At 61.0% G+C, this 24023-nt stretch carries 23 protein-coding genes; 16 read left to right on the top strand and 7 right to left on the bottom strand.

The window, feature by feature from the left end; translation table 11 throughout:
- Position 1 precedes the first annotated feature (1 nt).
- Positions 2 to 4141, top strand: a complete 4140-nt coding sequence (locus S7S_RS02515) for a DUF2357 domain-containing protein (RefSeq protein ID WP_202966519.1) — start codon at positions 2 to 4, stop codon at positions 4139 to 4141.
- A gap of 408 nt (positions 4142 to 4549) precedes the next feature.
- The gene (locus S7S_RS02510) at positions 4550 to 6484 is read left to right on the top strand and encodes a PKD domain-containing protein (RefSeq protein ID WP_008739669.1); all 1935 of its coding nucleotides are present in this window, start codon (positions 4550 to 4552) and stop codon (positions 6482 to 6484) included.
- Between the two features lie 149 nt (positions 6485 to 6633).
- Here S7S_RS02510 and S7S_RS02505 read toward each other — a convergent pair whose 3' ends face one another.
- A complete protein-coding gene (locus tag S7S_RS02505) occupies positions 6634 to 7299 on the bottom strand; it encodes a HEPN domain-containing protein (RefSeq protein WP_008739668.1) in 666 nt (221 codons plus the stop codon).
- Between the two features lie 192 nt (positions 7300 to 7491).
- Here S7S_RS02505 and S7S_RS20090 point away from each other — a divergent pair, with 192 nt between their 5' ends.
- On the top strand, positions 7492 to 7620 hold the full coding sequence (locus S7S_RS20090; RefSeq protein ID WP_274544712.1) for a hypothetical protein: 129 nt from the start codon (positions 7492 to 7494) through the stop codon (positions 7618 to 7620).
- A 368-nt stretch (positions 7621 to 7988) separates the two neighbouring features.
- Here S7S_RS20090 and S7S_RS02500 read toward each other — a convergent pair whose 3' ends face one another.
- The 6 genes from S7S_RS02500 to mrcB all read right to left on the bottom strand — a co-directional run bounded on the left by S7S_RS02500 (position 7989) and on the right by mrcB (position 12836).
- Positions 7989 to 8480 (bottom strand): DUF4143 domain-containing protein, encoded by a 492-nt coding sequence (locus S7S_RS02500; protein WP_008739667.1) that lies wholly within the window; start codon positions 8478 to 8480, stop codon positions 7989 to 7991.
- Between the two features lie 451 nt (positions 8481 to 8931).
- Positions 8932 to 9294 carry a glutaredoxin family protein gene (locus S7S_RS18715; protein WP_169745544.1) on the bottom strand — a complete coding sequence of 121 codons (363 nt, stop codon included), beginning with the start codon at positions 9292 to 9294 and terminating at the stop codon, positions 8932 to 8934.
- Between the two features lie 117 nt (positions 9295 to 9411).
- Positions 9412 to 9678 carry a Txe/YoeB family addiction module toxin gene (locus S7S_RS02490; protein WP_008739659.1) on the bottom strand — a complete coding sequence of 89 codons (267 nt, stop codon included), beginning with the start codon at positions 9676 to 9678 and terminating at the stop codon, positions 9412 to 9414.
- Entirely contained in the window at positions 9671 to 9925 is a 255-nt protein-coding gene (locus S7S_RS02485) for a type II toxin-antitoxin system Phd/YefM family antitoxin (protein WP_008739657.1), read from the bottom strand. Before S7S_RS02485 ends, S7S_RS02490 begins: the two co-directional genes overlap by 8 nt.
- 143 nt (positions 9926 to 10068) lie before the next feature.
- The gene (locus tag S7S_RS02480; protein WP_035205787.1) at positions 10069 to 10530 is read right to left on the bottom strand and encodes a tetratricopeptide repeat protein; all 462 of its coding nucleotides are present in this window, start codon (positions 10528 to 10530) and stop codon (positions 10069 to 10071) included.
- Positions 10506 to 12836, bottom strand: coding sequence for a penicillin-binding protein 1B (gene mrcB / locus S7S_RS02475; RefSeq protein ID WP_238582927.1), 2331 nt, complete (start codon positions 12834 to 12836; stop codon positions 10506 to 10508). The genes S7S_RS02480 and mrcB overlap by 25 nt, the downstream gene beginning before the upstream one ends.
- 44 nt (positions 12837 to 12880) lie before the next feature.
- Here mrcB and S7S_RS02470 point away from each other — a divergent pair, with 44 nt between their 5' ends.
- From S7S_RS02470 to S7S_RS02410, 13 genes are all read left to right on the top strand, one after another.
- Positions 12881 to 13885, top strand: coding sequence for an adenosine kinase (locus S7S_RS02470; RefSeq protein WP_008739651.1), 1005 nt, complete (start codon positions 12881 to 12883; stop codon positions 13883 to 13885).
- 2 nt (positions 13886 to 13887) lie between these two features.
- Complete coding sequence (locus S7S_RS02465) at positions 13888 to 14229, top strand: Rieske (2Fe-2S) protein (RefSeq protein ID WP_008739649.1); 342 nt, start codon at positions 13888 to 13890, stop codon at positions 14227 to 14229.
- Between the two features lie 67 nt (positions 14230 to 14296).
- Positions 14297 to 14524: a type II toxin-antitoxin system Y4mF family antitoxin gene (locus tag S7S_RS02460; protein ID WP_008739647.1), complete on the top strand. Its 228-nt coding sequence runs from the start codon at positions 14297 to 14299 to the stop codon at positions 14522 to 14524.
- A complete protein-coding gene (locus S7S_RS02455; RefSeq protein WP_008739644.1) occupies positions 14521 to 15570 on the top strand; it encodes a HipA domain-containing protein in 1050 nt (349 codons plus the stop codon). The genes S7S_RS02460 and S7S_RS02455 overlap by 4 nt, the downstream gene beginning before the upstream one ends.
- A gap of 93 nt (positions 15571 to 15663) precedes the next feature.
- The gene (gene ccoN, locus S7S_RS02450; protein ID WP_008739641.1) at positions 15664 to 17094 is read left to right on the top strand and encodes a cytochrome-c oxidase, cbb3-type subunit I; all 1431 of its coding nucleotides are present in this window, start codon (positions 15664 to 15666) and stop codon (positions 17092 to 17094) included.
- A gap of 4 nt (positions 17095 to 17098) precedes the next feature.
- Positions 17099 to 17746: a cytochrome-c oxidase, cbb3-type subunit II gene (ccoO, locus tag S7S_RS02445; RefSeq protein ID WP_008739639.1), complete on the top strand. Its 648-nt coding sequence runs from the start codon at positions 17099 to 17101 to the stop codon at positions 17744 to 17746.
- Entirely contained in the window at positions 17743 to 17892 is a 150-nt protein-coding gene (locus S7S_RS02440; protein ID WP_008739637.1) for a cbb3-type cytochrome oxidase subunit 3, read from the top strand. The genes ccoO and S7S_RS02440 overlap by 4 nt, the downstream gene beginning before the upstream one ends.
- Positions 17889 to 18806 carry a cytochrome-c oxidase, cbb3-type subunit III gene (gene ccoP, locus S7S_RS02435; RefSeq protein ID WP_008739635.1) on the top strand — a complete coding sequence of 306 codons (918 nt, stop codon included), beginning with the start codon at positions 17889 to 17891 and terminating at the stop codon, positions 18804 to 18806. The genes S7S_RS02440 and ccoP overlap by 4 nt, the downstream gene beginning before the upstream one ends.
- Before the next feature lie 3 nt (positions 18807 to 18809).
- Positions 18810 to 20213: a cytochrome c oxidase accessory protein CcoG gene (gene ccoG, locus S7S_RS02430; protein WP_008739633.1), complete on the top strand. Its 1404-nt coding sequence runs from the start codon at positions 18810 to 18812 to the stop codon at positions 20211 to 20213.
- Positions 20185 to 20730, top strand: coding sequence for a FixH family protein (locus S7S_RS02425; protein ID WP_008739631.1), 546 nt, complete (start codon positions 20185 to 20187; stop codon positions 20728 to 20730). Before ccoG ends, S7S_RS02425 begins: the two co-directional genes overlap by 29 nt.
- Positions 20727 to 23114, top strand: a complete 2388-nt coding sequence (locus tag S7S_RS02420) for a heavy metal translocating P-type ATPase (RefSeq protein WP_008739627.1) — start codon at positions 20727 to 20729, stop codon at positions 23112 to 23114. Before S7S_RS02425 ends, S7S_RS02420 begins: the two co-directional genes overlap by 4 nt.
- A complete protein-coding gene (ccoS, locus tag S7S_RS02415) occupies positions 23093 to 23266 on the top strand; it encodes a cbb3-type cytochrome oxidase assembly protein CcoS (protein WP_008739616.1) in 174 nt (57 codons plus the stop codon). Before S7S_RS02420 ends, ccoS begins: the two co-directional genes overlap by 22 nt.
- Positions 23263 to 23997: a sulfite exporter TauE/SafE family protein gene (locus S7S_RS02410; RefSeq protein ID WP_008739614.1), complete on the top strand. Its 735-nt coding sequence runs from the start codon at positions 23263 to 23265 to the stop codon at positions 23995 to 23997. Before ccoS ends, S7S_RS02410 begins: the two co-directional genes overlap by 4 nt.
- Positions 23998 to 24023 lie beyond the last annotated feature (26 nt).

Raw genomic sequence — 24023 nt, 5'->3', positions numbered from 1 at the left:
GATGGCGGAACCGCAGAAATATAAGCTAACAGCCAGACAGAAGCGCATGCTGTCCGATTACCATCAACGTCAACATGCGACTGCCCAGACTGTTGAACCATCCATCGGTGCTATTGATTCTGTCGAGTCTATTTACAAGGCGTTAAACGGTCAGGATGAGATAAAGGCCAAGGCTCTTTTGATGCTGATGCTGCGCAGCTGGCTGACGGAAGTATCGAGCTTCGACCCTGTTTCCGGGCCTGCCCTACATACCGGCATTGTCGACTTTTTGGATGCTGTGGCGAAATCGTTGCAGGATGCGTCACCTGAGGGTGAGATAAAAGACCGTATCTATCGAATTGTGTCGCATACGAAGGAAGCTGTTCTGGCAATCATGGAGCATACTCGGGATAAGATATTACGAGAGCATGCCATGCTGCCAATACATGCGGCAAGAGAGGTTGACAGCAACAGTGTTCAATGGCTCAGCCGTCAGCCGGGAAGAACACTCCGCGAGAAGCTTTCCGGTAAACCTTATATGAAGGCTGTCAGGCGGAGATCCAGTGTTGATGCGGCAGAAAACCGACTATTAAGAGCTTTTCTATTCCGGCTGGAGCAGATTCTGATTGAAAGACAGTATGCTTTGTCTGCAGCGACAGAAGAGACCTGTGAGGAACTGCTTGTTTCCCTCCAGCGCTGGCTTAGAACTGAAGATGCCGCTGAAATTGGCAATTGGGGCAATCTTCCGCCCAACAACACGCTTCTTCAGGATAAGCGTTATCGAAAAGTCTGGGATGGTTGGCTCTGGCTCCAAACCATAGACGAGCAGATCACAGGGGACAGCAAAAGAGTCCATAGCGATATCCTCAGCGTTATTTATTGGAATACCCTTTCCTTGCTTAACGATAGTGGTCGTTTTCGAACAGTTCAGCAGCCGGTCGGTCTCGACTATGATAATTTTTCTATAGCTCCAGAATTGCCCGTTCGGGGATATTTGTTTCCTGCGTTCGACTCAAATATCAATGGGAAGATAAAGTTCATAAAGCCCGATAAGTCATTCGGGTTTATCACCTCTGATGATGGAAGAGACCTGTATTTCAAACCAGACAATCTATCCCGAAAATTAGACATCAATTCACTATCCGCTGGAGATGAAGTTTCTTTTGTTATCGGCAGTAACCGACAGGGCAAATGTGCTGACGACATAACCCTTCCAGCAGGAATCATCCCTGTCGATTTCAATTTGACGGGTGATAAATGGAAGATACAAGTCGGTGAGGATAAGTATTTATTACAGATCGTTTCCGGGAATCTTGTTATTGAGCAAGCTCAGGGCGCAAAAAAGAAATTAAAAATAGAGCCAACAACTCTCAAAGAGATACCGAAGACGATACTGTCATTAGTCTCGGATGCCCCGTTTGAATATTCTGCGCCGACAAATAATCAAAGTGGTCCAATACGGATGGATAGCTCTGTTGTTGACCTGTGTTCTATCCGTCCGACCTTCACGAATAATACAGGCTCTCAGGCGCACCTGCCGTTCAGGTTGCTTCAGCAGCACTGGCCTTTAAATATTAATGGAGGGGTGGTAATAGACTGCGGTTACGCAAAATCAATCGCCCTGCATTCCGATATTGAAACGGTCAGCATGAGGAGCCTCTTTTCACATAGCTCAACACTGCCCGATGCCACCAAAAGCAGTGCATCGATGTTTTTTACTAAAAAGTTGAGTGACTATATCAAGGCAGACAAGCTGACCTATCTTGTCCCTGATTGGGGCAATGACTTCGATCTGGAGGGAATAAGAAAAAGCGTCAATTTTTATTTTGATGAATCGACACCGCTTCCCAAAAGCATAGCTGCTATCTTTGCATGGCAATCATCGAAGAAATTTGTACAGGACAGAGTCCGAGAGAATGATTTTGTGCTGGTGGTTGATTCATTTGACGGCGGCATTTCAATAACCCCAGTTCAGGCAATATACCAAAAAGAGCTGGACGAAATATTGCCTGAGACACAAGGAATGAGCTGGGAAAGACATCCTACGGTTATTGTGCCAAACAGAGGCATTCATGCTGCCATGGCCCGCAATCTTGACCGTAATGGCTGCCAGACTTCTGAAGAACTCCTCCATTTGTTCGGCTTCGATGGTTTAGCTAGTGATTCAGGGGAAGTATCCTTTGTGAAAGATGACCACTGGTATCACTTACCAGGTTCTATTCGGGAGGCTCTGACTCAGGATTTAGATCTCAACATATTATCAAACTACTCTATCAGTGACTGCCTGAACTCTACAAACAGGGATTGTCGTGGAGTTGGTGTCTTTATCCTGCCTCTTGAGGATACAATCAGGAAACCTGATGTGCGAATGGATTACAAGTGGCTGGGGTCTGCATGGTCACCAATTAAAGGCTGCCAGACTTTAAACAGATGGCAGGAGGAAGTTGATGACATTGCCCTTTGGCGTGATCATCTTCCAGAGCTGTCGATCCGAATTGTACGTGATGGGCACTTTGAAAATTTCTATTTGGTAAAAGATGCGACAGTAACACCGCAACGTGGCAGAACTGTGAATATACCAGTAGAAGAGTCATTTACTCTTCCAGCCGGACAAACGCATTACAGTTTTCCTCTGCAGCAGGGAGAAGGCAATAAAGAGCTGCAGTTTGTTGCATACCTGAAATCGCCAGCATTCCCTTTGAAGAAGGCCACGGCCTGCAAGCTGAAGATGACCTACACCTATGGAGCGGATGATCCATACGAATTGAAATTCATTCCGTTGGATTCAGCGGAAGCAGGTTTTAAATCTATTCGGGTTGAATGGCGCTCAGCATCAGAGGGTGAGGCAGCCGATCTTGAGAATTTGCCGGTTCCAGATTTTCCAGCCCGTAGAAGCTGGTCCGATTTTCAGCAATTCCCGAAAGAAGACGGCAAAAGCTTCTCTGACCTTCTGGACTGGTGTTGCTCCAAAATTGCAGGCTTGAATGATCTGATCTCGTTCGATTATGAACAGGAATTTAAATCTATCCTGAATAAAAGAAAAGTCGGCTATTTGGAATGGGGAACCACTGACCGTACCGGGAAATACTATTGCCGAGTCAATGTTGATGGAGAGAGTGTGTTTTGCCACAGTTCTCAATTTATTGACGCTGTTGATGAAAATTCCCTATATGAAGGATGCCCGGTTTATCTGGATGTTTTTGCTAATGAAAAAGGTCCTTCCGGGTCAAATATATCATTTTCAGAGAGCTTACCCTCGCGGCTCCAGGAGAAGGCACAGGATACCATCAATCGGAAGCTTTCCAGAACCATGGAGTATGCTGAAAAAGGAATCTTCAGCCTCCGATTTCCAGCATTAACCATCTGGAATCATGGCCACTCCCTTTCAGAGTCAGATGTGCCTGACCATTTTAGAAACGCGATATTCGAAGGTACTCAAAAAATCATATCAATAATTGAGTCAGAAAATATGCCGGACACCCTTAAAGAGGAGCTTTTCTTCTTTCTGTGTTGTCTACATAAGGATGCCCCCGGGATTGTTGGTTCCCGGCTCCTTGATGCTGTGAAGGATAAAAAGCTTTTGCGGAGGTACCACAAGAATATTGCTTTCGCCATCGGTAATGCCGAACTGCCATACCAACAAGAGCTGTTGGAGAATGTCATCGACCCCATTGATAATGAGGGCCTGACCAGATCCATTACCATGGAGGTTTTGTCGATAGCCCTTTGGCGTTCTAAAACGCTGATCAACAAATTGACTGAAGAGGAGCTCGGGGCTTTAACCAGGAACTTATATGGTTGTCTCGAGTTTGACTTCCATAAGATTGTTGCTGACGGCGAAAGCTATCAGATAGCAACCCTTTGTAAGCATTTGGAACTTCTTCTTGCGCTCCTTCGAAGCCGGGGGATTGAGGGTGGAAATTTCAGAATGATTTTAGCCCCCGACAAGGATGTGACCAAAAAGTATGTGACCTTGGTAGACAAGGTTTCAAGGATAGTGATCGATAAAGATATTGAACTTAAATCCCGAATCAGCCTACAAATTGATAAACCGGAAATGTTCCGCAATACACCGGATCTGCTATACGCATTGCGGATGTACCTCACCGGTGACTCGGGAGCGAACACAATCTCGATTTCAGGGGTAAGTCATGGACATTGAGGCACATATTGAAAAAACTTCCTCGTCGATATTTTACCCATGATCAATTTGAGATTGAACGAATCCGAGATGAGGCTTTTTCGCTCAACTAGACATCATGAATAAGTATGGCAGGGAGGTTCCTTGCTCTGAGGCGTTTTCCCAGGCCAGGCCACATTGGGTCTTGGTCAGCTGGCGGAACTGGTGATGCACAGCTGATAGTAGCGACAGCATGACGGCTCGGAAACTGAATGTAGCTAAGCCTTCTACAGCACCTCCGACACCATCTGACGCCCCCACCACCAATACTCCCCTCCCACGAAGCCGCCAACAGCACAACCCAAATCACGACGGATATTGACCAACCTCCACCCTGAAAAGCTGTTTCCGGCATTTATCACCAGCTCGGCACCATAAAAAGAGGCAAGGATGATCTATCACAAACCCACCATCACCCACGGCATTTTTTTTGTAATCCTCTCCATCATATTGTCCGCCTGCGGCGGCGGAGGCAGCAGCGGAGGAGGCACACCGCCCCCTCCGGTCATCGACAACACCGCCCCCACCGCCAACGCTGGCACCACGCAACATGTCAAATCCGGCGACACGGTCACGCTGGACGGCAGCGCCAGCCAGGACGCAGACGGTGACACGCTCACTTACCAGTGGCGCATGGTCTCCGCCCCGTCCATCAGTTGGCCAACGATTGAAAACGACACCACCGTCCGCCCCAGCTTTGTGGCCCATGCAGCAGGTGTGTATGTGGTGGAACTGGTCGTCAGCGATGGCGAACTGGAAAGCGCTGCCGACACCATCAGCGTTCATGCGGAGCTCGCCAACAGTGCGCCGGTCGCCAGGGCCGGCGAGGATCAGTTCGTCAAGGTCGGCACCACTGTGACGCTGGATGGCAGCAGCAGCCGGGATGCGGACGGGGATCTGCTGGTTTATCACTGGGAAATCATTGAGCAGCCTTCGGGCAGCCTCGCGGCACTTTCCAATGCTGCCACGGTGCGCCCCACTTTTCTGGCGGAGGCAGAAGGGGTGTACATCATTCGTCTGGTGGTCAGTGATGGTGAGCTGGACAGTGCGCCCGTCACCATTATGGTGTTGGCCGAGGTGGATAATGTACGCCCCACTGCCGTAGCCGGTGCAGACCAAAACGTGATCGCAGGCGACACGGTTCTGCTGGATGGCAGCGCCAGCCATGATCCGAACGGCGACCTCATCACTTACCGCTGGCGCTTTGTGTCTGTGCCAGCCGGCAGTGCCGCCGCATTTTTCGACGACGCCGCCGTAGCGCCGACTTTTGTGGCCGATCAGGAAGGCACTTATGTGATTGAACTGATTGTCAGCGATGGCGAACTGGACAGTGAGGGAGATCGTGTCACGGTCTCTGCGACGCGCGCCAATGCCGCCCCCGTCGCTGACGCTGGCAGCGACATGAACGTCGCCACCGGCACGCTCGTCATGCTCGATGGCACCTTGAGCTCGGACGCCAATGGTGACGCACTATTGTTCGCCTGGCGCTTTGTCTCCCGCCCGGATGGCAGCGCTGCTGTGTTGGCGGACAGCACCACCGCCTGGCCTGCCTTTACCGCCGATCTGGACGGCACCTATGTGCTGGAACTGGTGGTCAACGACGGTTTGCTGGACAGCCAGCCCACCCGCATCACTGTCACCGCCGAAACGGCCAACAGCGCCCCCGTGGCGGATGCCGGCCACTCCCAGACGCTCTATCTCGGTGACACGACACAACTGGATAGCAGCGGCAGCTACGATCCCGACATGGACCTGCTCACTTATGCCTGGACCTTGCAAAGCCGTCCGGCGGGTAGTGTGGCCGCTCTGGACGATGATCAGGCCGCCAGCCCCGGCTTCACGCCTGATGTGGCCGGTGATTACGTGTTCAGCCTGGCTGTCTCCGATGGCGAGCGCAGCAGTGATCCGGCCAGTGTGGTGGTGACGGCGATACAGCCTGTCCTGACGCTTGAACGGTATACCCCTGCCAGTCCGTTCGACCCGGCAGAATGGTGGCCGGTCAATCTGCCTCATGCTGCCAGCAGCAGCCTCAGCAAGACCGTCACGGGCAGCCACAGCGGAACGGAGCGGCTGGCAGAGTATCGCCTGACGGCGCACGGGCAGGATTTCACCATTGCGACGCTTCAGGCAGCGCCCGCCGGCGATTCCCTTGCACCGCGTTTTGCGGGGCTGGCATCGGGGCAGGTGATCGAGGCCGGCGAGAGTGTCACGTTTGGGCTGGACGTCACTTATGTGACCGTCACCAATCGGCAGGTTTCTTTCACCTTCACCGTGGCTGAAACGGGCGCCACATTCCAGTCCACCTACACGCTGACGTTGAGATAGCCCCACGGCGAGAGGAAGTACACCATGTACTTCCTCTGCCAGGATATGGACGGTGTTTTTTCAAGCCGCCTTGCTGCACAGGTCCGCAACGGGGAACACCTTGTTGTGGCGCTGCGCTGGCCGCCCGGCCACTGCTGAGGTGGATGCCCTCACTCCGCCGCCAGCAGCGTGACGACCGGGAAGCAGGGGTCGCCCCACAGGGTGCGCGGGTTATCCATCATCAGCAGTATGATCACCGGCACCAGCCTGCCCATCAGGTTGGTGCACTCTTCCAGTTGCCGGCGATTGACCTGGCCATTCCAGGTCGCGCCACCGTGCATGATCTGGTTGCGCAGGACATAAATACGCTGCAGCACGATATCCAGCAGCGTGGCCGTATTGCCTTTCGCCAGCGCCCTGTTGGCAGCGTGCTTACCGGCAGTAAAACGCGCCTGCCATTCACTTTCGGATAGCTCACCCCGCTGGCATTCCCAGAAGCTGCGAAATACCCAGGGGGTATCCAGCAATGTGCGTATCGGCCCTGAGAAATCCTTCCAGAGCAGTTGCTCCAGTTGTTTTTCACTGTCCAGACCACACAGCTTCTTCACGAACTGGCGGAACATGGCTTGCTCGGATGACCGATGCCGTTCATCCAGTTCCTGGGCGTACGCCGCGTTGAAGGCAATCCAGAGAAACAGAAACCGTGCATCCACATCCTCGGCCTGCTCGGCGCGATGCAGCCAGCTCAGTGCGCGATGCACCCGTACGCGCAGGTTTTCATGGTGTGTATCGCGCACACCCCGGTGGCGCGCCTTGAGTTCCGTGTAGGTCAACATGCAATCACTCCCTTTCCTAGCGATTGTTTTTACCGGCTTGTCTGTTGCACGGCAAATTTCTCTCACCTGCGACGCAATCTGTCGCGCGGGTCGCCAATACTGTTTGCGTGGCGGGGACAGGGATGCATAAGGCAGGGAATGCCCCTCCCCCGGATGCAACCCCGCCACACCACCACTCGGCAGGAGCAGCACATGGTGAAGAATGTATTGGCAGCCATCGGTTTCTGGGTTGTGTCACGGCACGCCTACACTCATTACCGGGATTACCAGGCACTCAAGGCCCGCGCGGAACCGCGCGATCCCGCGCACGAGGAGGCATGACATGCCCATTCGCCCGCGCCCCTTTACTTATCGTTGCGCCGACTGTGGCTGGTGTACCACGGTGGCGCCGGTCTCCGATGCGTTAAGACCGCATGAGATCTACAACTACTGCCCCAATTGCAAGAACCCCGCGTTGCAACGGGGTACGCCTTCTCGGATGCAGGCCATCATGGCCGAACTACGGCGTGATCTCGGGTATCCTCGCTCTCGCCTATAGCCGTGCTGAAACACTTTCCAGGCTTGATCAGGGTGCCACAGGTGCTTTATCAACAAACATTAAGCCCTGCCGCTGCCCCCGCCCACAACATACTGATCGGCACGGCCATCAATTGCTCATCGAAGTGCACCACACGCTCTCCGGTATAGAACTAAATGCCTCGCCTGAATTGCCGGGGAGTGGTGTCGCGCAGATGGCGCAAGTCTTTAAGGTCTTTGGAGGTAATGGTGGAGGCGGCTTTCACTTCGATACCCACCAGTTCGCTGCGACGGTTCTCCAGCACAAAATCCACTTCCATGCCGGTGAACGCCCGATAGTGCATCAGTTGCGTGCGCATCGCGGCCCAACCCTGGTGCTTGGCCAGTTCCGCGTGCACGAAGGCTTCCACCAGCGCACCGGGCAGCAGGGCAGCTTCACCCTGCCCCTGCAAATGCGCCATCAAAGCGTGATCGGAAAGAAACAGTTTGGGGGATTTTTGCAGCCGCTTGCCAAGGTTCGATGCCCAGGCCGGCACCCACCGCACCAGAAACAGGGTTTCCAGCAAAGTCAGGTAGCGCCTCAAGGTCGTCTGCGTAATGCCGGAGGTCCGCGACAGTTCGGCGCCGTTCAATAAACCTCCGCTGCGGACGGCAAGCAGTTGCATCAGGCGCGGCGGCTCTCAGCGCAAGGGGTGCAATATTACGAGAGCACATGGTGGAATATCCGCCACGTTGTGGCGGATATTCCACCGTATTCTGCTCAGTGTTCCACCGAAGCTCTAACCCGGTGGAACCTGGCCCGACGCCGGCCTCCTATACACCCACACGCCCTGCTTGTCTGGCGACGCGCTACCGAGGCGCACGGAGACACCGCATCCACCATGGGGTGGCCGTCCGGCAACATGGCTTCTGCCTCGATTTCAATCAGCCATTCCGGCAACGACAGGCCTGCAACGATGACCCAGGACGACAGTGGCGGCGCCATCGGGAATCACTGCCGCAATGCACAGGCTGTTGAAAACAGCCTGTGCTGACAGCTCAATCAAGCCGTCAGAAAATAAAGCGACCTATATGCATTTTTTAAGTACATAGGTCGCCTTCCTTTCCGTGCAGCCTTCAGAGCAACCGCTCTCGCAGCCGCCGCTCGTTCCAGCCCTTGATCACCTCTTCACCCCCCAGCACGAAGGTCGGCACGCCTGTGCCGCCCACGCGCTCCCATTCAGCGCGATACGGGCTGCGGCCCTCGACATTGCGTTCGGTGTAGGGAATGTTGTGCTCGGCAAAGAATTTGCGCGCGCGGGCGCAGTAGCCGCAACTGCGGGTGGCGTACATCACGACGGCGGGGCGTTCACGCGGCGCGCCGGGTAGCGCACCGCGAATGATGCCCGCCTCGACCAGCTGCGTCTTGCCGGCGCTGTACAGCGTCGGGCCGTATTGCCAGGCGGCCAGCACGGCAATGACCAGCATGAGCAATCGCATTCCTGTTCCCCCCGATAGATGTCCCCAAATGGCCTTTCTCGGCCCCGATTCAGCCATGTGGCCTGGCAAAATGAGCCTCTTCCGGCACTGGTGCAGCCGGGCGCGTTTACTTTTGCACTACCTTTCATAGTGATAACGACAGGAAATGATTATTAGCTGCTTATTATCAACGGCATAGACCAGGCGATTCGTATCATCAATACGCCGGGACCAAAACCCCGTCAGATTTTCTTTCAGCGGCTCAGGCTTCCCCAACCCCTCAAAAGGGGATCGCTGGGCATCCTGAACAAGCTTATTGATGCGCTTCAGGGTTTTCTTGTCTTGTGTTTGCCAATACAGATAATCCGACCAGGCTGCGCGGGTCCATGAGAGAACCTCAATCATCCGTCAGCCCATGTTGCTCCAGTTTGCCTGTCCGGTACTGCCTGATGGACTCTGAAAGATGCGCCGCATTGGCCGGGCTTTTGAGCAGATGGACCGTTTCCATAAGACCATTGAACTGATCCAGGGACATCACCACCGCGTCTTCCGCATCCCTGCGGGTGATAATCGTGTAGTCAGCATCGCCAACCACTTGATCCAGAACGCTTTTTAGCTTGTTTCTGGCATCAGAAAAGCTGATGACTCGCATGATCCGGGCACCTATACATGTACAGAAAACAGCACAAGAATAACATGTACAAAAAGCTGTGCAAGTCGCGTATTGCAGTAATCCTTTTGAGGACGCCTTGGGCGAGCGGATGTCGCAGGGACGCCGCAAACACCGGCCCCTCCCTACCGGCTGCTGACCGCCTCGCCGCGAAGCCGGTCCGCCTCGGCGCGTGCCGCCGCGCTGCCCTCGGCATTGCCCTGGCGCTGACGCGCTGTCGCCAGCAACTCCCACAGCCCCGCACGCCATTCGGGGTTTTCCGGCGCTTCGCGGAGGGCACGCAGGGCCAGCCCTTCGGCGTCGCGCGGTTTGTCTTCGGCCAGGCGCAGGTCGGCCAGTTCGCGGTAGAGCACGGTCGCCTCATTGGTGCCTGCCATGCCCAGGGCGCGTTCCAGATAACGTCCTGCGGCGCCGGTGTCGCCCCGGCTACGCGCGCTGCGGGCAGATTCCAGCAGGCTGTGCGCGGGCGAACTGTCGGGGATCGCCACCGGGGCGTAATCTTTTTGTGGCGCCAACGGCGTGACGGCGCAGGCGCCCAGCGCCAGCAAGCCGGCCACGGTGATCAATCGAAGATACGACGGAACCATCCTTTGATACCTCCCTGTGAAACGTCTTCGCCGCAATCGCTGGCGGCCTCGGGGATCGAGGTGGTCAGCATCGGGTATCGCAGGGCGCCGTCGCAACCTTCGGCACTGCGACGCTGCCCGTCGGCATCCATCCAGACCCATTCCACACCCGGCGGCACATCCTCGCGCAGGCTGCGCTGTGGCAGGGCCGCCATCAGCGCGCCCCAGACCGGCAGTGCGGCGCTGCTGCCGGCCACACCGGCCGGCTGATTATCGTCGCGCCCCACCCAGACCACTGCCAGGTGATTGCCGCTGAAGCCGGCAAACCAGGCATCACGGTAACCGTCGCTGGTGCCGGTCTTGCCGGCCACCACGATATCCGGCGGCAGCACGCCGAGCATGCTCTGTCCGGTGCCGGCACGCATCACCTGGATCATGGCCCACTGGGTCAGGAAGGCCGGGCCCTGGTCGATCACCGGGTCGGCAGACACCGGGTAGCGGGCCAGGGGCTCGCCGGCAAGATCGAGCACGTCGGTGATGCTGCGCAGTGGCGTACGGAACCCACCCGTCGCCAGCGGCTGGTACATCACCGCCACTTCAAACGGTGACAACGGATGGCTGCCGAGGATGATGCTCGGGTAGGCCGGGATATTGCCCTGCACGCCGAGGCGCTTGAGCGTCAGGATCAGCGGTTGCAGCCCCACGTCCATGCCCAGTTTCGCCATCGCCTGATTGCGCGACTGCGCCAGGGCCTGCACCAGTGGAATGGGCCCACGGGATTGCTTGTCAAAGTTCTGCGGTGCCCAGACATCGCCATGGGCGAGTGGCACCTCGATCGGCTCGTCCTCCACCAGCGTCGCCAGCGAGTAGCGTTTCGGCTGTTCCAGCGCGGTCAGCAGCACCGCCGGCTTGGCCAGCGAGCCGATCGGCCGCACTGCATCCAACGCCCGGTTGAAGCCGGTGCTGCGCGGTACGCGGTCGCCGACTACCGCCAGCACGTCGCCCTGGTCCGGCGCGGTGATCACCACCGCGCCGTTCAGCTTGTTGGCCGCCTTCGGATCACGCTGTTCCAATACCCGTGCCAGCGCGTCTTCCGCCGCCAGCTGCGCCAGGACATCCAGCGTGGCATGAATGTGCAGCCCCTCGCTGGAGAGCACGGCCGGCGGGTAATCCCGGGCCAACTGACGGCGCACCAGGTCGACGAAGGCCGGGAAGGCATACAGCGCAGCGCCGCCACGGGGCACCACTTCCAGCGGGCGGGCACTGTAGGCTTGGTATTCGCTGTCGGTGAGCAGGCCCTGTTCGTGCGACACCTGCAACACGACATTGCGCCGCGCCAGCGCCCGCTCCGGGCGGCGGCGCGGGTCATACAGGCTCGGGCCCTTGAGCATGCCCACCAGCAGGGCGAAGTGGTGAGGCTCCAGCTCTTCCAGGGGCCGGCCAAAATAGAACTGGGCCGCCAGCCCCATGCCATGGATGGCGCGCGAGCCGTCCTGGCCCAGGTAGACCTCGTTCAGGTAGGTCTCGATGATCTGCGGTTTTTCGTAATGCAGCTCCAGCAGCACGGCCATCGGCATTTCCAGCAGCTTGCGCGACAGCGTGCGGTCGCGGGTGAGCCAGAAATTCTTCACCAGTTGCTGGGTCAGGGTGCTGCCGCCCTGGCTCAGGCCGCCGGAGCGCAGATTGGCCACCATGGCGCGGGCCAGGCCACGGAACGACAGGCCGTGGTGTTCGTAGAACTGCCGGTCCTCGGTCGCCAGCAGCATGTCGTGCAGCATCGGCGGCGTGTCGGCCAGCCGCACCAGAATGCGGTCTTCACTGTGGCCCGGATGGATGCTGCCGATCTGCATCGGCTCCAGCCGCGCCACCGGCAACCGGGCGCCGTCACTGCGGGTGAGGGCGCTGATCCGGCCATCGGCCAGCCGCAGGCGGATCTGCCGCGCCGGCTCGCCGCCGTCGCTGTCACGGAAGCTGCGGGTGTGGATCAGATAGGTGCCGCCACTGCGGGAATAGGAACCCGGCGTCGGGGCACCGGATTGCTCACGGTAGCGCAGCAGGGACAGCAGCTGGTCCACATGACGCTGGCTGAGCACCCGTCCGGCATACAGCTCCACCGGACGCGCATACACTCGCGCCGGCAACTGCCACTGATGGCTGTCGAAGCGGCTGCGTACACGGGCATCCAGCCAGGCGAGGCCGGCCAGCATCACGACCAGCGCGACCACGGCCAGCTTCAGGATCAGGCTCTTGGAAATGAACGAACGGCGGGCTTTTTTTGGCATGCGCGGAGTATAGATGAATTCAATGGGCGGTTTGGCAACAGACATCACCAACCGCATAATGGTTCGCTTTCGGCCTGGAGCAGTCCCAGATGACACGGCAATACGACGTTTACGCCATCGGCAACGCGCTGGTGGACACCGAGATCGAAGTCAGCGATGCCTTCCTCGCGCAAATGGAGATCGGCAAGGGCATGATGTCGCTGGTGGACCGGGAGCGTCAGGTCGCACTGATCCAGGCCCTGCGCGACGAAGCCGAGCCCCACAAGCAGACCTGCGGCGGTTCCGCCGCCAACACCACCATCGCCGCCCGCTACTTCGGCAGCAATTGCTACTACACCTGCAAGGTGGCCGATGACGACACCGGCGCCCTGTTCGTACGCGACCTGCTCGCCGCCGGCGTCGACACCAATATGAATGGCACGCGCGAAGCCGGCATGAGCGGCACCTGCCTGGTGATGATCACCCCCGACGCCGAACGCACCATGAACACCTTTCTCGGTATATCGGAAACCGTCGGCGAAGCTGAAATCGACGAGGCCGCGCTGCTCGCCTCCCGTTATGTCTACATCGAAGGCTATCTGGTCACCTCCCCCAGCGCCCGCGCCGCCAGCATCCGCCTGCGCGAAATGGCCCGCCAGCACGGCATCCAGGTGGCGATGACCTTTTCTGATCCGGCCATGGTGCGCTTCTTCCGCGACGGTCTGCTGGAGATGATCGGCGACGGCGTCGACCTGCTGTTCTGCAACGAAGACGAAGCGATGGAATTCACCGGCACCGACAGCCCCGAAGCCGCCCTGGATGCCCTGAAGCAGTACGCCAGACAGATAGCCATGACCCGTGGTGCCGACGGCGCAGTGGCGTTCGACGGCACCGACACCCACTGGATCGACGGTGTACGGGTCAAGCCCGTGGACACCAACGGTGCCGGCGACATGTTCGCCGGCGCGTTCCTGTACGGCATCACCCACGACCTGGACTTTCCCACCGCCGGCCGGCTGGCCTGCACCGCAGCGGCCCGGGTGGTCAGCGACTTCGGCCCGCGCCTGGCACCCGCCGAGCATGCCGAGGTGCGCCGGGACGTGCTGGGGTATTGAACATGAGCGAGCAGCAACGCCTGTGCCCGCTGGCGGATATTCCCGAAGGGGAAGCGCGCGGGTTCGAGTTCGGCCGCAAATCCGTGGTGGCGGTGGTCCGTGACGGGCAACTGCGCACCTATCTGAACTGGTGTCCCCACCTGGGCATTGATCTGAACTTCATGCCGGACGAGTTCCTCGACATGGATCGCCAGTTCCTGATGTGCGCCAACCACGGCGCCCTGTTCGAGATCGAGACCGGCGAATGCCTGTCCGGCCCCTGCCAGGGGGAATCCCTCGTGCCGGTACCGCACGAGATCCGTGACGGCGACATCTGGGTCACCCTGGTCGAACCGCCTCTCTGACCGCCCTCAAGAACAGCCCCGGCCTGCCGATCAAGGTAATACCGATCAGGCATCGCCGAGGGCTGCCATGGACCAGACACTTCACACTCCCGCCGCACTGGGCGCCCGCATCCGGCAGGCGCGCAAGGCCCTGCGGCTGACCCAGACCGAGCTGGCGGAAATCGCCGGCACCGGCCAGCGCTTCATCTCCGAGCTGGAACGTGGCAAGGCCAGCGCCCGGCTGGGGCTGACCATGCATGTGCTGCAGTTGCTCGGCATCGACCTGCAGGCCCGGATGCGGGGTGGCCAGGCATGAGTGACATGCTGCGGGTACGGCACGGCGCGCACACTGTCGGCACCCTGCATGACGACGGGGGACGCTTCAGTTTCTGCTACGACGACACCTGGCGCGCCGGGGGCTGGCCGATTTCCTGTGCGTTGCCGCTGGACACCGCCGGCGACGACGGCCATGCCTTTTTTGCGCAATTATCAACAGAGCCCGGTGCCTCATTGGCCCATCTCGCCGCACAGGGCCACGACCTTTTTGGTGCCCTCACCTGCCACACCACCGCGCCCGCCGAACACCCGCTGACCAGCAATGCGCTGGCCAGCACCCACTCAGTGCGCCTGACGGCACACCCGCACCGCTTTCTCACCGGCGGTGACACACCGGCCACGCACTGGCTGACCTGCACACATGGCGACCAGCCCGTTCGCGCCGCCTACGCGCACGACCTGGCGCGCCAACTGGGCCTGCCGGTGACCGATTCGCAATTGCTGCGCACGGACACCGGCTGGGCACTGCTGAGCCGCCGCACGGACTGCGACGACAACGGCGCACGCCTGCACGCCGAAACGCTGCGGCAGGCACTGGGCCTGTCACCGCATCAGCCCGACACCACGCTCGGCGCCGTCGCCGACCTGCTGCGCCGCCACACCCTGCAACCGGTCATTGATCTGTGTGCGCTGGTGCAGTGGCAAATCTTCAATGCACTGATCGGTAACGATCACAACGCGCTTGAGCACCTGGCCCTGCGCCGTGCCGACGATGGCTGGCGGCTGGCGCCGTTCGCCCACTTCACGGCCACGCCCGGCACCACGCACCTGCCGCTGCCCGTGGGCAGCAACCATGACCCGCATCAGCTCGGCGGCCCCGACTGGCAGGCACTGGCCCACGACACCGGCGTGAACAAAAAACTGGTGCGCCGCCTGTTGCGCGAACAGGCCTCGCACCTGCTCGACCAGCTCGACAGCTGGCACCTGGCCTTCAACCAGCAGCACGATACCGCTGCCGAGACCCAGCCGGTGCGCGAGTTGCTGCGCCGCCAATACCGCAAGGCATTGCGCGACTGGCTGCGATAGTTCCCGTGGCCTGTCCACACTCTTGATCCACATCAACAGGCTTTTTCCCCACGCTGCTACCTTGCAATCGCCTCATTCTGCAAGGACTCCCGCATGCCCGTTTCCACCGCGCCCCCGGCCTACCACTACCGAGCGATTCGCCAGTTCACCATCATGACGGTGGTGTGGGGCATTGTCGGCATGCTGGTCGGTGTCTGGATTGCCGCCCAGCTTGCCTGGCCGGCCCTGAACCTTGACATCCCCTGGCTGAGCTTCGGCCGCCTGCGGCCACTGCACACCAACGCCGTGATCTTTGCCTTCGGCGGTTGCGCCCTGATCGGCACATCCTTTTATGTGGTGCAGCGCACCTGCCACACCACGCTGGCGTTTCCGCGCCTGGCCGGTTTCGTGTTCTGGGGTTATCAACTGGTCATCGTGCTGGCGGCCATCACGCTGCCGCTGGGGTTCACCAGTGCCAAGGAATACGCCGAGCTGGAGTGGCCCATCGACATCCTGCTGGCGGTGGTCTGGGTAGCCTATGCCATCGTCTATTTCGGCACCATCGCCCGGCGCAGGACCAGCCATATCTATGTCGCCAACTGGTTTTACGGCGCCTTCATCATTGCCGTGGCGCTGCTGCACATCGTCAACAGCGCGGCCATTCCGGTGTCGCTGACCAAATCCTATTCGCTCTATTCCGGTGCCATCGATGCCATGGTGCAGTGGTGGTACGGGCACAATGCGGTGGGCTTTTTCCTGACCGCCGGCTTTCTCGGCATGATGTATTACTACGTGCCGATCCAGGCGCAGCGGCCCATTTATTCCTACCGCCTTTCCATTGTGCATTTCTGGGCACTGATCGGCGTTTACATGTGGGCCGGACCGCATCACCTGCACTACTCCTCGCTGCCCGACTGGGTGCAGTCAGTGGGCATGGTGTTCTCCATCGTGCTGCTGGCGCCGAGCTGGGGCGGCATGATCAACGGCGTCATGACCCTCTCCGGTGCCTGGGACAAGTTGCGCACTGATCCGATCATCCGTTTTCTCATCGTTGCCCTGTCGTTCTACGGCATGAGCACCTTTGAAGGGCCGATGATGTCGATCAAGACCGTCAACGCGCTGAGTCACAACACAGACTGGACCATCGGCCATGTGCACTCCGGCGCCCTGGGCTGGGTGGCGATGATTTCCATGGGTGCGCTGTACGTGATGGTGCCGCGCATTTTCAACCGCAGGCAGATGTATTCGATCCGCTGGATCAACCTGCACTTCTGGCTGTCGACCATCGGCACCGTGCTCTACATCGCTGCCATGTGGGTGTCCGGCATCATGCAGGGGCTGATGTGGCGGGCCGTCAACAATGACGGCACGCTCACCTACAACTTCATCCAGGAACTGGCCGAGCGGCAGCCGTTTTATCTGGTGCGGCTGCTCGGCGGCCTGCTGTTCTTTGTCGGCATGCTGCTGATGGCGCTGAACGTTTACCGCACCCTGCGCGAGACCCGCACCGATACCGGTGCCGACAACCAGATGGCCGGGGAGTGACACCATGTCGAGCAAACACGCAGTCATCGAAAAAAATATCGGCCTGATGATCGTGCTGATCCTGGTGGTGGTGAGCTTCGGCGGGCTGGCGGAAATCGTGCCGCTGTTCTGGCAGAAGAGCACCACGGAACCACTTGCCACGTTGCGGCCCTATAACGCGCTGGAAATGGCCGGGCGCGACATCTATATCCGCGAGGGTTGCCATGTATGCCATACACAAATGGTGCGTCCTCTGCGTGCGGAAACCGAGCGCTATGGTGCTTACAGTGTCGCCAGCGAAGATGTCTGGGAGCACCCGTTCCTGTGGGGTTCCAAGCGCACCGGGCCGGACCTGGCCCGCGTTGGCCTGCGCCCGATCACCGAACAATGGCATCGCGAACATCTGCGCGACCCGCGTCATGTGGTGCCGGAATCGAACATGCCCGCCTATCCCTGGCTGCAACGCAATCGCGTCGACTGGCGCACCATGCCGGCCACACTGCGTACCTTCAAGGATATCTTCGGCGTGCCCTATTCCGACGACGACCTGAACGAACAGCTTGAGAAGATCGACGGCGAATGGGCCAACGCCACCGAGGAGGATGCGCTGGTCGCCTACCTGATGTCGCTCGGTCGTGAGCGCACCGAACAGCGCGAGGAGCCTGCCCGATGAGTTACCACGCCGTACTGACCCTGGTGTTCTTTGGCGCCTTCCTGACCATGGCCTGCTGGGTCTACCGCCCGGGCCGCAAACAGCATTACCAGTCACTGGCACAACAGGCCGTCGACGATGACGCGGCACGGGGAGCGCAACGATGAGCACGTTCTGGAGCCTGTATGTCATCGCCATCGTGGTCTTCAATCTGGTCGGCTGTGCGGTCCTGCTACTGGCCAATTCACGGCTGAGCGCGGAAGAAGCCCGCCGCGATACCACCGGCCACGTTTTCGACGGCATTGAAGAACGCAACCAGCCGTTGCCACGCTGGTGGCTGTTCCTGTTCGTCGGCACGCTGCTGTTTTCCGCTGCCTATCTGGTGTTGTACCCGGGGCTCGGCAATTTCGCCGGCACACTGAGCTGGACCAGCGAAGGCCAGTGGCAGCAGGAGGTGGACCTCGCCACCAGCGAGAGCGAGCCATTGTTCCGCGAATACGCGAAAGTGCCGATGGAAGAACTGATCCGCTATCCGGAGGCGCTCGCCGTCGGCGGGCGCCTGTTCGCCAACCACTGCGCCATCTGCCATGGCTCCGATGCACGCGGCGCGCGCGGCTACCCGAACCTGACCGACAACGACTGGCTCTATGGCGGCAGCCCGGTGGCGATCAAGGAAAGCATCGCCAAGGGCCGGCGCGGGACCATGCCCCCGATGATGGCGCTAATCGGCAACACCGACCGCGACGTGCGAGACATGGCGATCTATGTGCAGAGCCTCAGCAACCCCGCCATGCGCGACAACACGGGTTACGCCGATGCCATCAGCCGCGCCCGGCCGAAGTTCGCCATGTGCGCCGCCTGCCATGGCAATGATGCAACCGGCAATCCGCTGTTCGGCGCGCCCAACCTGACCGATCGTATCTGGCTGCACAGCCCGCGCCTGGCGGACATCGAAACCCTGATCCGCGAAGGCCGCAACAGCCACATGCCTGCACACGACCACATCCTGTCGCCAGAACAGATTCATGTCCTGGCCAGTTACGTCTACAGCCTGTCGCAGCCGGCCTCGCCGGAGGAGTAACGCATGACGCAGCGGGAGCGCATTCCCGTGCAGCAAGTGCCGGCCGCCACCGGCACCGCCCTGTACGCCCGGCGTGAACCGATTCAGGTGCGCCATGTCACTGGCCTGTACCAGAGGCTGCGCGATATCGGCATGGGTGGCAGCCTCGGGCTGTACTTTCTACTGCCCTGGGTGCAGTACGACGGTCGCCAGGCGGTGCTGTTCGACCTGCCCCAGCGCCGCTTCGATATTTTCGGGCTGTCCTTCTGGCCGCAGGATTTTCTGTTCCTGGCCTGGGCACTGATGCTGGCCGCCTTCGCGCTGTTCTTTTTCACCGTGCTGGCCGGCCGTGTCTACTGCGGCTACGTGTGCCCGCAGACCACCTGGACACGATTGTTTTCCGCCATCGAACGCTGGAGCGAAGGTGACCGCCACCAGCGCCAGAAACTGGCCGCCGCCCCCTGGTCGCTGAACAAACTGTGGCGGCGTGCTGCCAAGCACAGCGGCTGGCTGGCCGTGGCGGTCGCCACCGGCCTCACCTTCGTCGGTTATTTCACGCCCGTGCGCGAACTGGTGCCGGCGTTCTTCGCCGGGCACGTCGGTGGCTGGGCGCTGTTCTGGATCGGCTTTTTCACCATTGCCACCTACGGCAACGCCGGCTTCATGCGCGAGCAGGTGTGCCTGTACATGTGCCCTTACGCGCGTTTCCAGAGCGTGATGTTCGATGCCGACACGCTGATCGTTTCCTATGACGCTGGGCGCGGCGAACCGCGACGGCGCGGCGTACGCAAAGACAACGGCACCACATCCGCCGGCGACTGCATCGACTGCAACCTGTGTGTGCAGGTCTGCCCGACCGGCATCGATATCCGCGATGGCCTGCAATACGCCTGCATCACCTGCGCTGCCTGCATTGATGCCTGTGACGACGTGATGCAGCGCGTCAGCAGGCCGACCGGGCTGATCCGCTACACCACCGGGCACGCGCTGGCCGGTGCACGGCAGACTCTGCTGCGCCCGCGCCTGATCGGCTACGGCATCGTGCTCGTTGTGCTGTCAGTGCTGTTCGTGTGGCAACTGGTTGATCGCGTCCCGCTGCAACTGGATGTACTGCGCGACCGTCATCAACTCTATCGCGTCACCAGCGACGGTTTTGTCGAAAACAGTTATCGCCTGGAAGTGCTCAACAAGAGCCAGACCCCGCAACGCTATCGCCTGACACTGGAAGGCCCGGACGTGCTGACAATGATCGCCGCGCCAATCGAATTTGCCATGCCCGGCGGCACACATCGCGCCTTGCCAGTGACCGTGCGCTTTGACCCGTATCAGGACCCGCCCGCCAGCCACAGCATCTGGTTCCGCGTGCAGTCTCTGGACGACCCGACCCTGGAGGTCCGGCATGAATCCCGTTTCATTACGCCGCAGTGAGGCACGGCCAGTCGAGGCACGGCCAGTCGAGGCGCCCTGGTATCGCCATCCTCTGGTCTGGCTGGTAATCCTGTTACCCGCCAGTTCCGTAGTCGCGGGCCTGTCGACCCTGGCGGTGGCGCTGAAAAACGCCGACGACACCGTCGCCGACAACTGGTACCGCGAGGGGCGCACCATCAACCGCACCATGGCCGACGAACAACAGGCGCGCCGGCTTGGCCTGAGCGTGGCGCTGGATTTCAGCACACTGCCCCACGCCACACTGCACAGCGACATTGCCCTGCCCTGGCCTCAGACGCTGAAGGTCTCGCTGCGCCATCCGACCGTGGCCGCCCGCGATCAGCAGATCACCCTGCACCATCAGGGCCAGGGCGAATATCTGGGCCAACAGGCACTGACACCGGAATCAGACATGATCGTCACCGTCACACCCGCCGACGGCTTCTGGCGCCTGCAACAGCGCGCACGGCTGGATGACCACCGTACGCTGATCCACAGTGCACCGGAGCAGCCATGACCATGGCCTGCTGGCATTGCGGCGCCGACATCCTGTCCGGCGCCCCGTTTCGCGCCCGCACTCCGGAGGGCGAGCGCGACACCTGTTGTGCCGGCTGCACCGCTGCCGTCGAAATGATTCACCAGATGGGCCTGGAAGATTACTACCGGCTGCGCACCGACACCGCGCCCCTGGCGGGCAGCGAAGACCAGGCACGCACGCTGGCGCTGTTCAGCCTGCCGGCACTGGTCGCGCCGCACATCGAACCCGCCGGTGACGACACCCGGCGACTGCGACTGCAACTTGGCGGTCTGCACTGCGCGGCCTGCTGCTGGCTGATCGAAAAAGTATTGCTGGCGATACCCGGCGTGCAGGACGCACGGGTCAATCTCGCCACGATGCAACTCACACTGACCTTTGCCGCCGACACCGCCCACCTTCCCCGCCAGGCTGCCGAACGGCTGCTCAATCTGGGTTATCAGGTGTCGCTGCCCGGCGACCCGCACCGCGACCGGCAGCTTGCACGCGAACACCGGCAGATGCTCGGCCGGCTGATCCTCGCCGGCGTCGGCGCCATGCAGGCGATGATGTACGCCGCCGTGCTGTACCTGGATGTTTTCGATGGCAGCGACGCGGTGTTCCAGACCCTGTTTCGCACCACCAGCCTGCTGATTGCCACGCCGGTGGTGTTCTATGCCGGCTGGCCGTTTTTCCAGGGTGCCTGGCGCGGCCTGCGCCACGGCCAGCTCACCATGGACCTGCCGGTAGCGCTGGCGCTGGCACTGGCCTGGGGCGGCTCGGTGGTGAACATGGCACTCGGTGGCAGCCATGTGTATTTCGAATCCGCCGCCATGTTCGTGTTCTTCCTGCTCATCAGCCGCACGCTGGAACAGCGCCAGCAGCACCGCATCCAGCGCGCCTGGCAGCAACTGCAGGACACCCTGCCGCGCGTCGTGCAGCGGCTGGAGAATGATCAGCGCGTGTGGATCAGCGTGCGCGAAGTCCAGCCCGGTGACCTGCTGTGGCTGGCCCAGGGTGACACCGTGCCCGTGGACGGCACCGTGCATGCCGGCCAGGGCGACATCTCCGAAGCCGCGCTCACGGGCGAAGCACGGCCCCTGACACGCCACCAAGGCGACACACTCAGCGCCGGCGCCAACGTCCTGGAAGGCCAGTTTTCCCTGCGCGCCACCGGCACCGCCGACACCAGCCTGGTGGCGCGCATTGCTGAACAGGTGGCGCGCGCCGCCGGTGAGCGGGTGACCGTCGTGCGCGACTGGCAGCGTGTCGCCCCCCTGTTTATTTCCGGCACGCTGATCCTGGCGGCGGCCACGCTGATGCTGCACTGGTCCAGCGGGCCCGCCATCGCCTTTGAACACATGCTCGCGCTGCTGGTGATCACCTGCCCCTGCGCTCTGGCGCTCGCGGTGCCGATGACCGTCTCCGCCACGCTGGCCGCCGGCCTGCGCGAAGGCATCCTGATCGCCTCGCCAACACAGTTGCTGGCCGTAAACAACGTACGCGGCGTGCTGTTCGATAAAACCGGCACGCTGACGCAGGGCCGTTTCCAGTTGCACGAATACCGGGATGTCGCCGTCAGTGCGCAACCGGAAACCCTCACCGAGCGGCTGGCCATCGCCGCCGCGCTCGAACGCCGGCACCCGCACCCGCTCGCCCGCGCCTTCGATACCCTGGCGGCAGACAATGCCATGACCGAGCTGCGCGTCACCCGCGACGGCGCCGAAGGCCGCCGGCTGGGGCACCACTGGCGCATCAGCGGCGACCCGGCGCGCGCGCGCAGCGACAGCACCTGCCTGCTGCTGAGCCGGGACGGCGCGCCGAGCCTGCGTCTGTGGCTGTGCGACACCGCGCGCCCGGAAGCCCCCCGCGTGCTGGCCGCATTGCGCGCACGCGGGCTGCGCCTGCGGCTGGCCAGTGGCGACGCCCAGGCCAGCGTCGATGCCCTGGCACAACAGCTTGGCCTGCCCGAGGCGCGCGGCCAGCTCAGCCCGGACGACAAGGCCCGCTGGCTGCACCAGCTCAGTCTCGACGAAGGCCCGCAGATGATGGTCGGCGACGGCATCAACGACGCCCCCGCCCTGCTGCACGCCGCCGTCGCCGTGGCACCCGCCAATGCCACCAGCCTGGCTCGCCACGCCGCCGGCCTGTACCTGCTCGGCGACAGTCTGGATGAACTGCCGGCCCTGCCGGCTCTGGCGGCGCACAGCCGCCGGCTGATCCTGCAGAACCTCGGCTGGGCGCTGGGGTACAACCTGATCGCCGTACCGCTGGCGATGGCAGGCCTGGTGGCGCCCTGGGCTGCTGCCCTGGGCATGGCCGGCTCGTCACTGCTGGTGACCCTCAACGCCAACCGGATGAACCGATGGAAAGTATCTTCCTGCTGATTCCCGTGGGCCTGCTGTTTCTGGGCCTGGCGCTGTGGCTGCTGTTCCGTGCCCTGAGCGATGGCCAGTTCGATGATCTCGACCGCCCCGCCTGGCAAGTCGTGTTCGATGACCGCGACGAACAGCGCCGCCACAAGGACCCACAGCCATGACCGCAACACTGCTCGCCACGCTCTCCGCCACCGCCCTGCTGGCCCTCGCCGGCGGCCTGCACTGCGCTGCCATGTGCGGCGGGCTGGCCGCCACCTTCACTTTTGCCATTCCCGACACACAGCGGCGCGGCGCGCGCCTGTGGTACTGGCAGGGCCTGCTCGGCGCCGGCCGGGTGCTGACCTACAGCCTGCTCGGCGCCCTGGCCGGCGCTCTGGGCGGTTCCCTGCTGGCACGGCTCGGCGGCGGCAGCCACCTGCATTGGCCGGCGTTGTTGTCCGGTGTACTGATGATCCTGCTGGCCGCGCACCTGCTCGGCCTGAGCGCACCGATGCGGGCGCTGGAACGCATCGGTGCCAGAGTGTGGCGGCGGCTGTCGCCGCTGACGCGGCCACTGCTGCCACTGGATCACCCCCTGAAGGCACTGGCGCTTGGTGCCTTGTGGGGTTTCCTGCCCTGCGGCCTGCTGTATTCCGCCCTGCTGCTGGCCGCCGCGACCGGCAGCGCCCCCGGCGGCGCCCTGGCCATGGCGGTATTCGGGCTGGTGACCCTGGCCCCGGTGGCCAGTACCGGCGTGTTCGCCGGCCAGATCAGCCGCCTCAGGCAGAAGCCGGTGAAACACCTCGCTGCGGCCATGAGCCTTGGCGTGGCGATGCTGTTCTTCTGGCAGGGCCTTGCCGCACCGCACACTGCCCCACCCGCGCTGCCGGGCATGGAACACCACCATCATTGAAGGCCTATCAGGTATCATCGGCGCCT

The sequence above is a fragment of the Isoalcanivorax pacificus W11-5 genome (assembly GCF_000299335.2).
Taxonomy (GTDB): domain Bacteria; phylum Pseudomonadota; class Gammaproteobacteria; order Pseudomonadales; family Alcanivoracaceae; genus Isoalcanivorax; species Isoalcanivorax pacificus.
This window is presented reverse-complemented; position numbering and strand designations above follow the sequence as displayed.

Coding starts and splice junctions, on each gene's coding strand:
- S7S_RS02440 (WP_008739637.1), top strand. CDS start 17,743: ATGAGTTACCACGCCGTACTGACCCTGGTGTTCTTTGGCGCCTTCCTG.
- S7S_RS02420 (WP_008739627.1), top strand. CDS start 20,727: ATGACCATGGCCTGCTGGCATTGCGGCGCCGACATCCTGTCCGGCGCC.
- ccoP (WP_008739635.1), top strand. CDS start 17,889: ATGAGCACGTTCTGGAGCCTGTATGTCATCGCCATCGTGGTCTTCAAT.
- mrcB (WP_238582927.1), bottom strand. CDS start 12,836: ATGTCTGTTGCCAAACCGCCCATTGAATTCATCTATACTCCGCGCATG.
- S7S_RS02510 (WP_008739669.1), top strand. CDS start 4,550: ATGATCTATCACAAACCCACCATCACCCACGGCATTTTTTTTGTAATC.
- ccoG (WP_008739633.1), top strand. CDS start 18,810: ATGACGCAGCGGGAGCGCATTCCCGTGCAGCAAGTGCCGGCCGCCACC.
- ccoN (WP_008739641.1), top strand. CDS start 15,664: ATGCCCGTTTCCACCGCGCCCCCGGCCTACCACTACCGAGCGATTCGC.
- S7S_RS02455 (WP_008739644.1), top strand. CDS start 14,521: ATGAGTGACATGCTGCGGGTACGGCACGGCGCGCACACTGTCGGCACC.
- ccoS (WP_008739616.1), top strand. CDS start 23,093: ATGGAAAGTATCTTCCTGCTGATTCCCGTGGGCCTGCTGTTTCTGGGC.
- S7S_RS02470 (WP_008739651.1), top strand. CDS start 12,881: ATGACACGGCAATACGACGTTTACGCCATCGGCAACGCGCTGGTGGAC.
- S7S_RS18715 (WP_169745544.1), bottom strand. CDS start 9,294: ATGCGATTGCTCATGCTGGTCATTGCCGTGCTGGCCGCCTGGCAATAC.
- S7S_RS02490 (WP_008739659.1), bottom strand. CDS start 9,678: ATGATTGAGGTTCTCTCATGGACCCGCGCAGCCTGGTCGGATTATCTG.
- S7S_RS02460 (WP_008739647.1), top strand. CDS start 14,297: ATGGACCAGACACTTCACACTCCCGCCGCACTGGGCGCCCGCATCCGG.
- S7S_RS02480 (WP_035205787.1), bottom strand. CDS start 10,530: ATGGTTCCGTCGTATCTTCGATTGATCACCGTGGCCGGCTTGCTGGCG.
- S7S_RS02485 (WP_008739657.1), bottom strand. CDS start 9,925: ATGCGAGTCATCAGCTTTTCTGATGCCAGAAACAAGCTAAAAAGCGTT.
- S7S_RS02465 (WP_008739649.1), top strand. CDS start 13,888: ATGAGCGAGCAGCAACGCCTGTGCCCGCTGGCGGATATTCCCGAAGGG.
- ccoO (WP_008739639.1), top strand. CDS start 17,099: ATGTCGAGCAAACACGCAGTCATCGAAAAAAATATCGGCCTGATGATC.
- S7S_RS02425 (WP_008739631.1), top strand. CDS start 20,185: ATGAATCCCGTTTCATTACGCCGCAGTGAGGCACGGCCAGTCGAGGCA.
- S7S_RS02410 (WP_008739614.1), top strand. CDS start 23,263: ATGACCGCAACACTGCTCGCCACGCTCTCCGCCACCGCCCTGCTGGCC.
- S7S_RS02500 (WP_008739667.1), bottom strand. CDS start 8,480: ATGCAACTGCTTGCCGTCCGCAGCGGAGGTTTATTGAACGGCGCCGAA.
- S7S_RS20090 (WP_274544712.1), top strand. CDS start 7,492: ATGGTGAAGAATGTATTGGCAGCCATCGGTTTCTGGGTTGTGTCACGG.
- S7S_RS02515 (WP_202966519.1), top strand. CDS start 2: ATGGCGGAACCGCAGAAATATAAGCTAACAGCCAGACAGAAGCGCATG.
- S7S_RS02505 (WP_008739668.1), bottom strand. CDS start 7,299: ATGTTGACCTACACGGAACTCAAGGCGCGCCACCGGGGTGTGCGCGAT.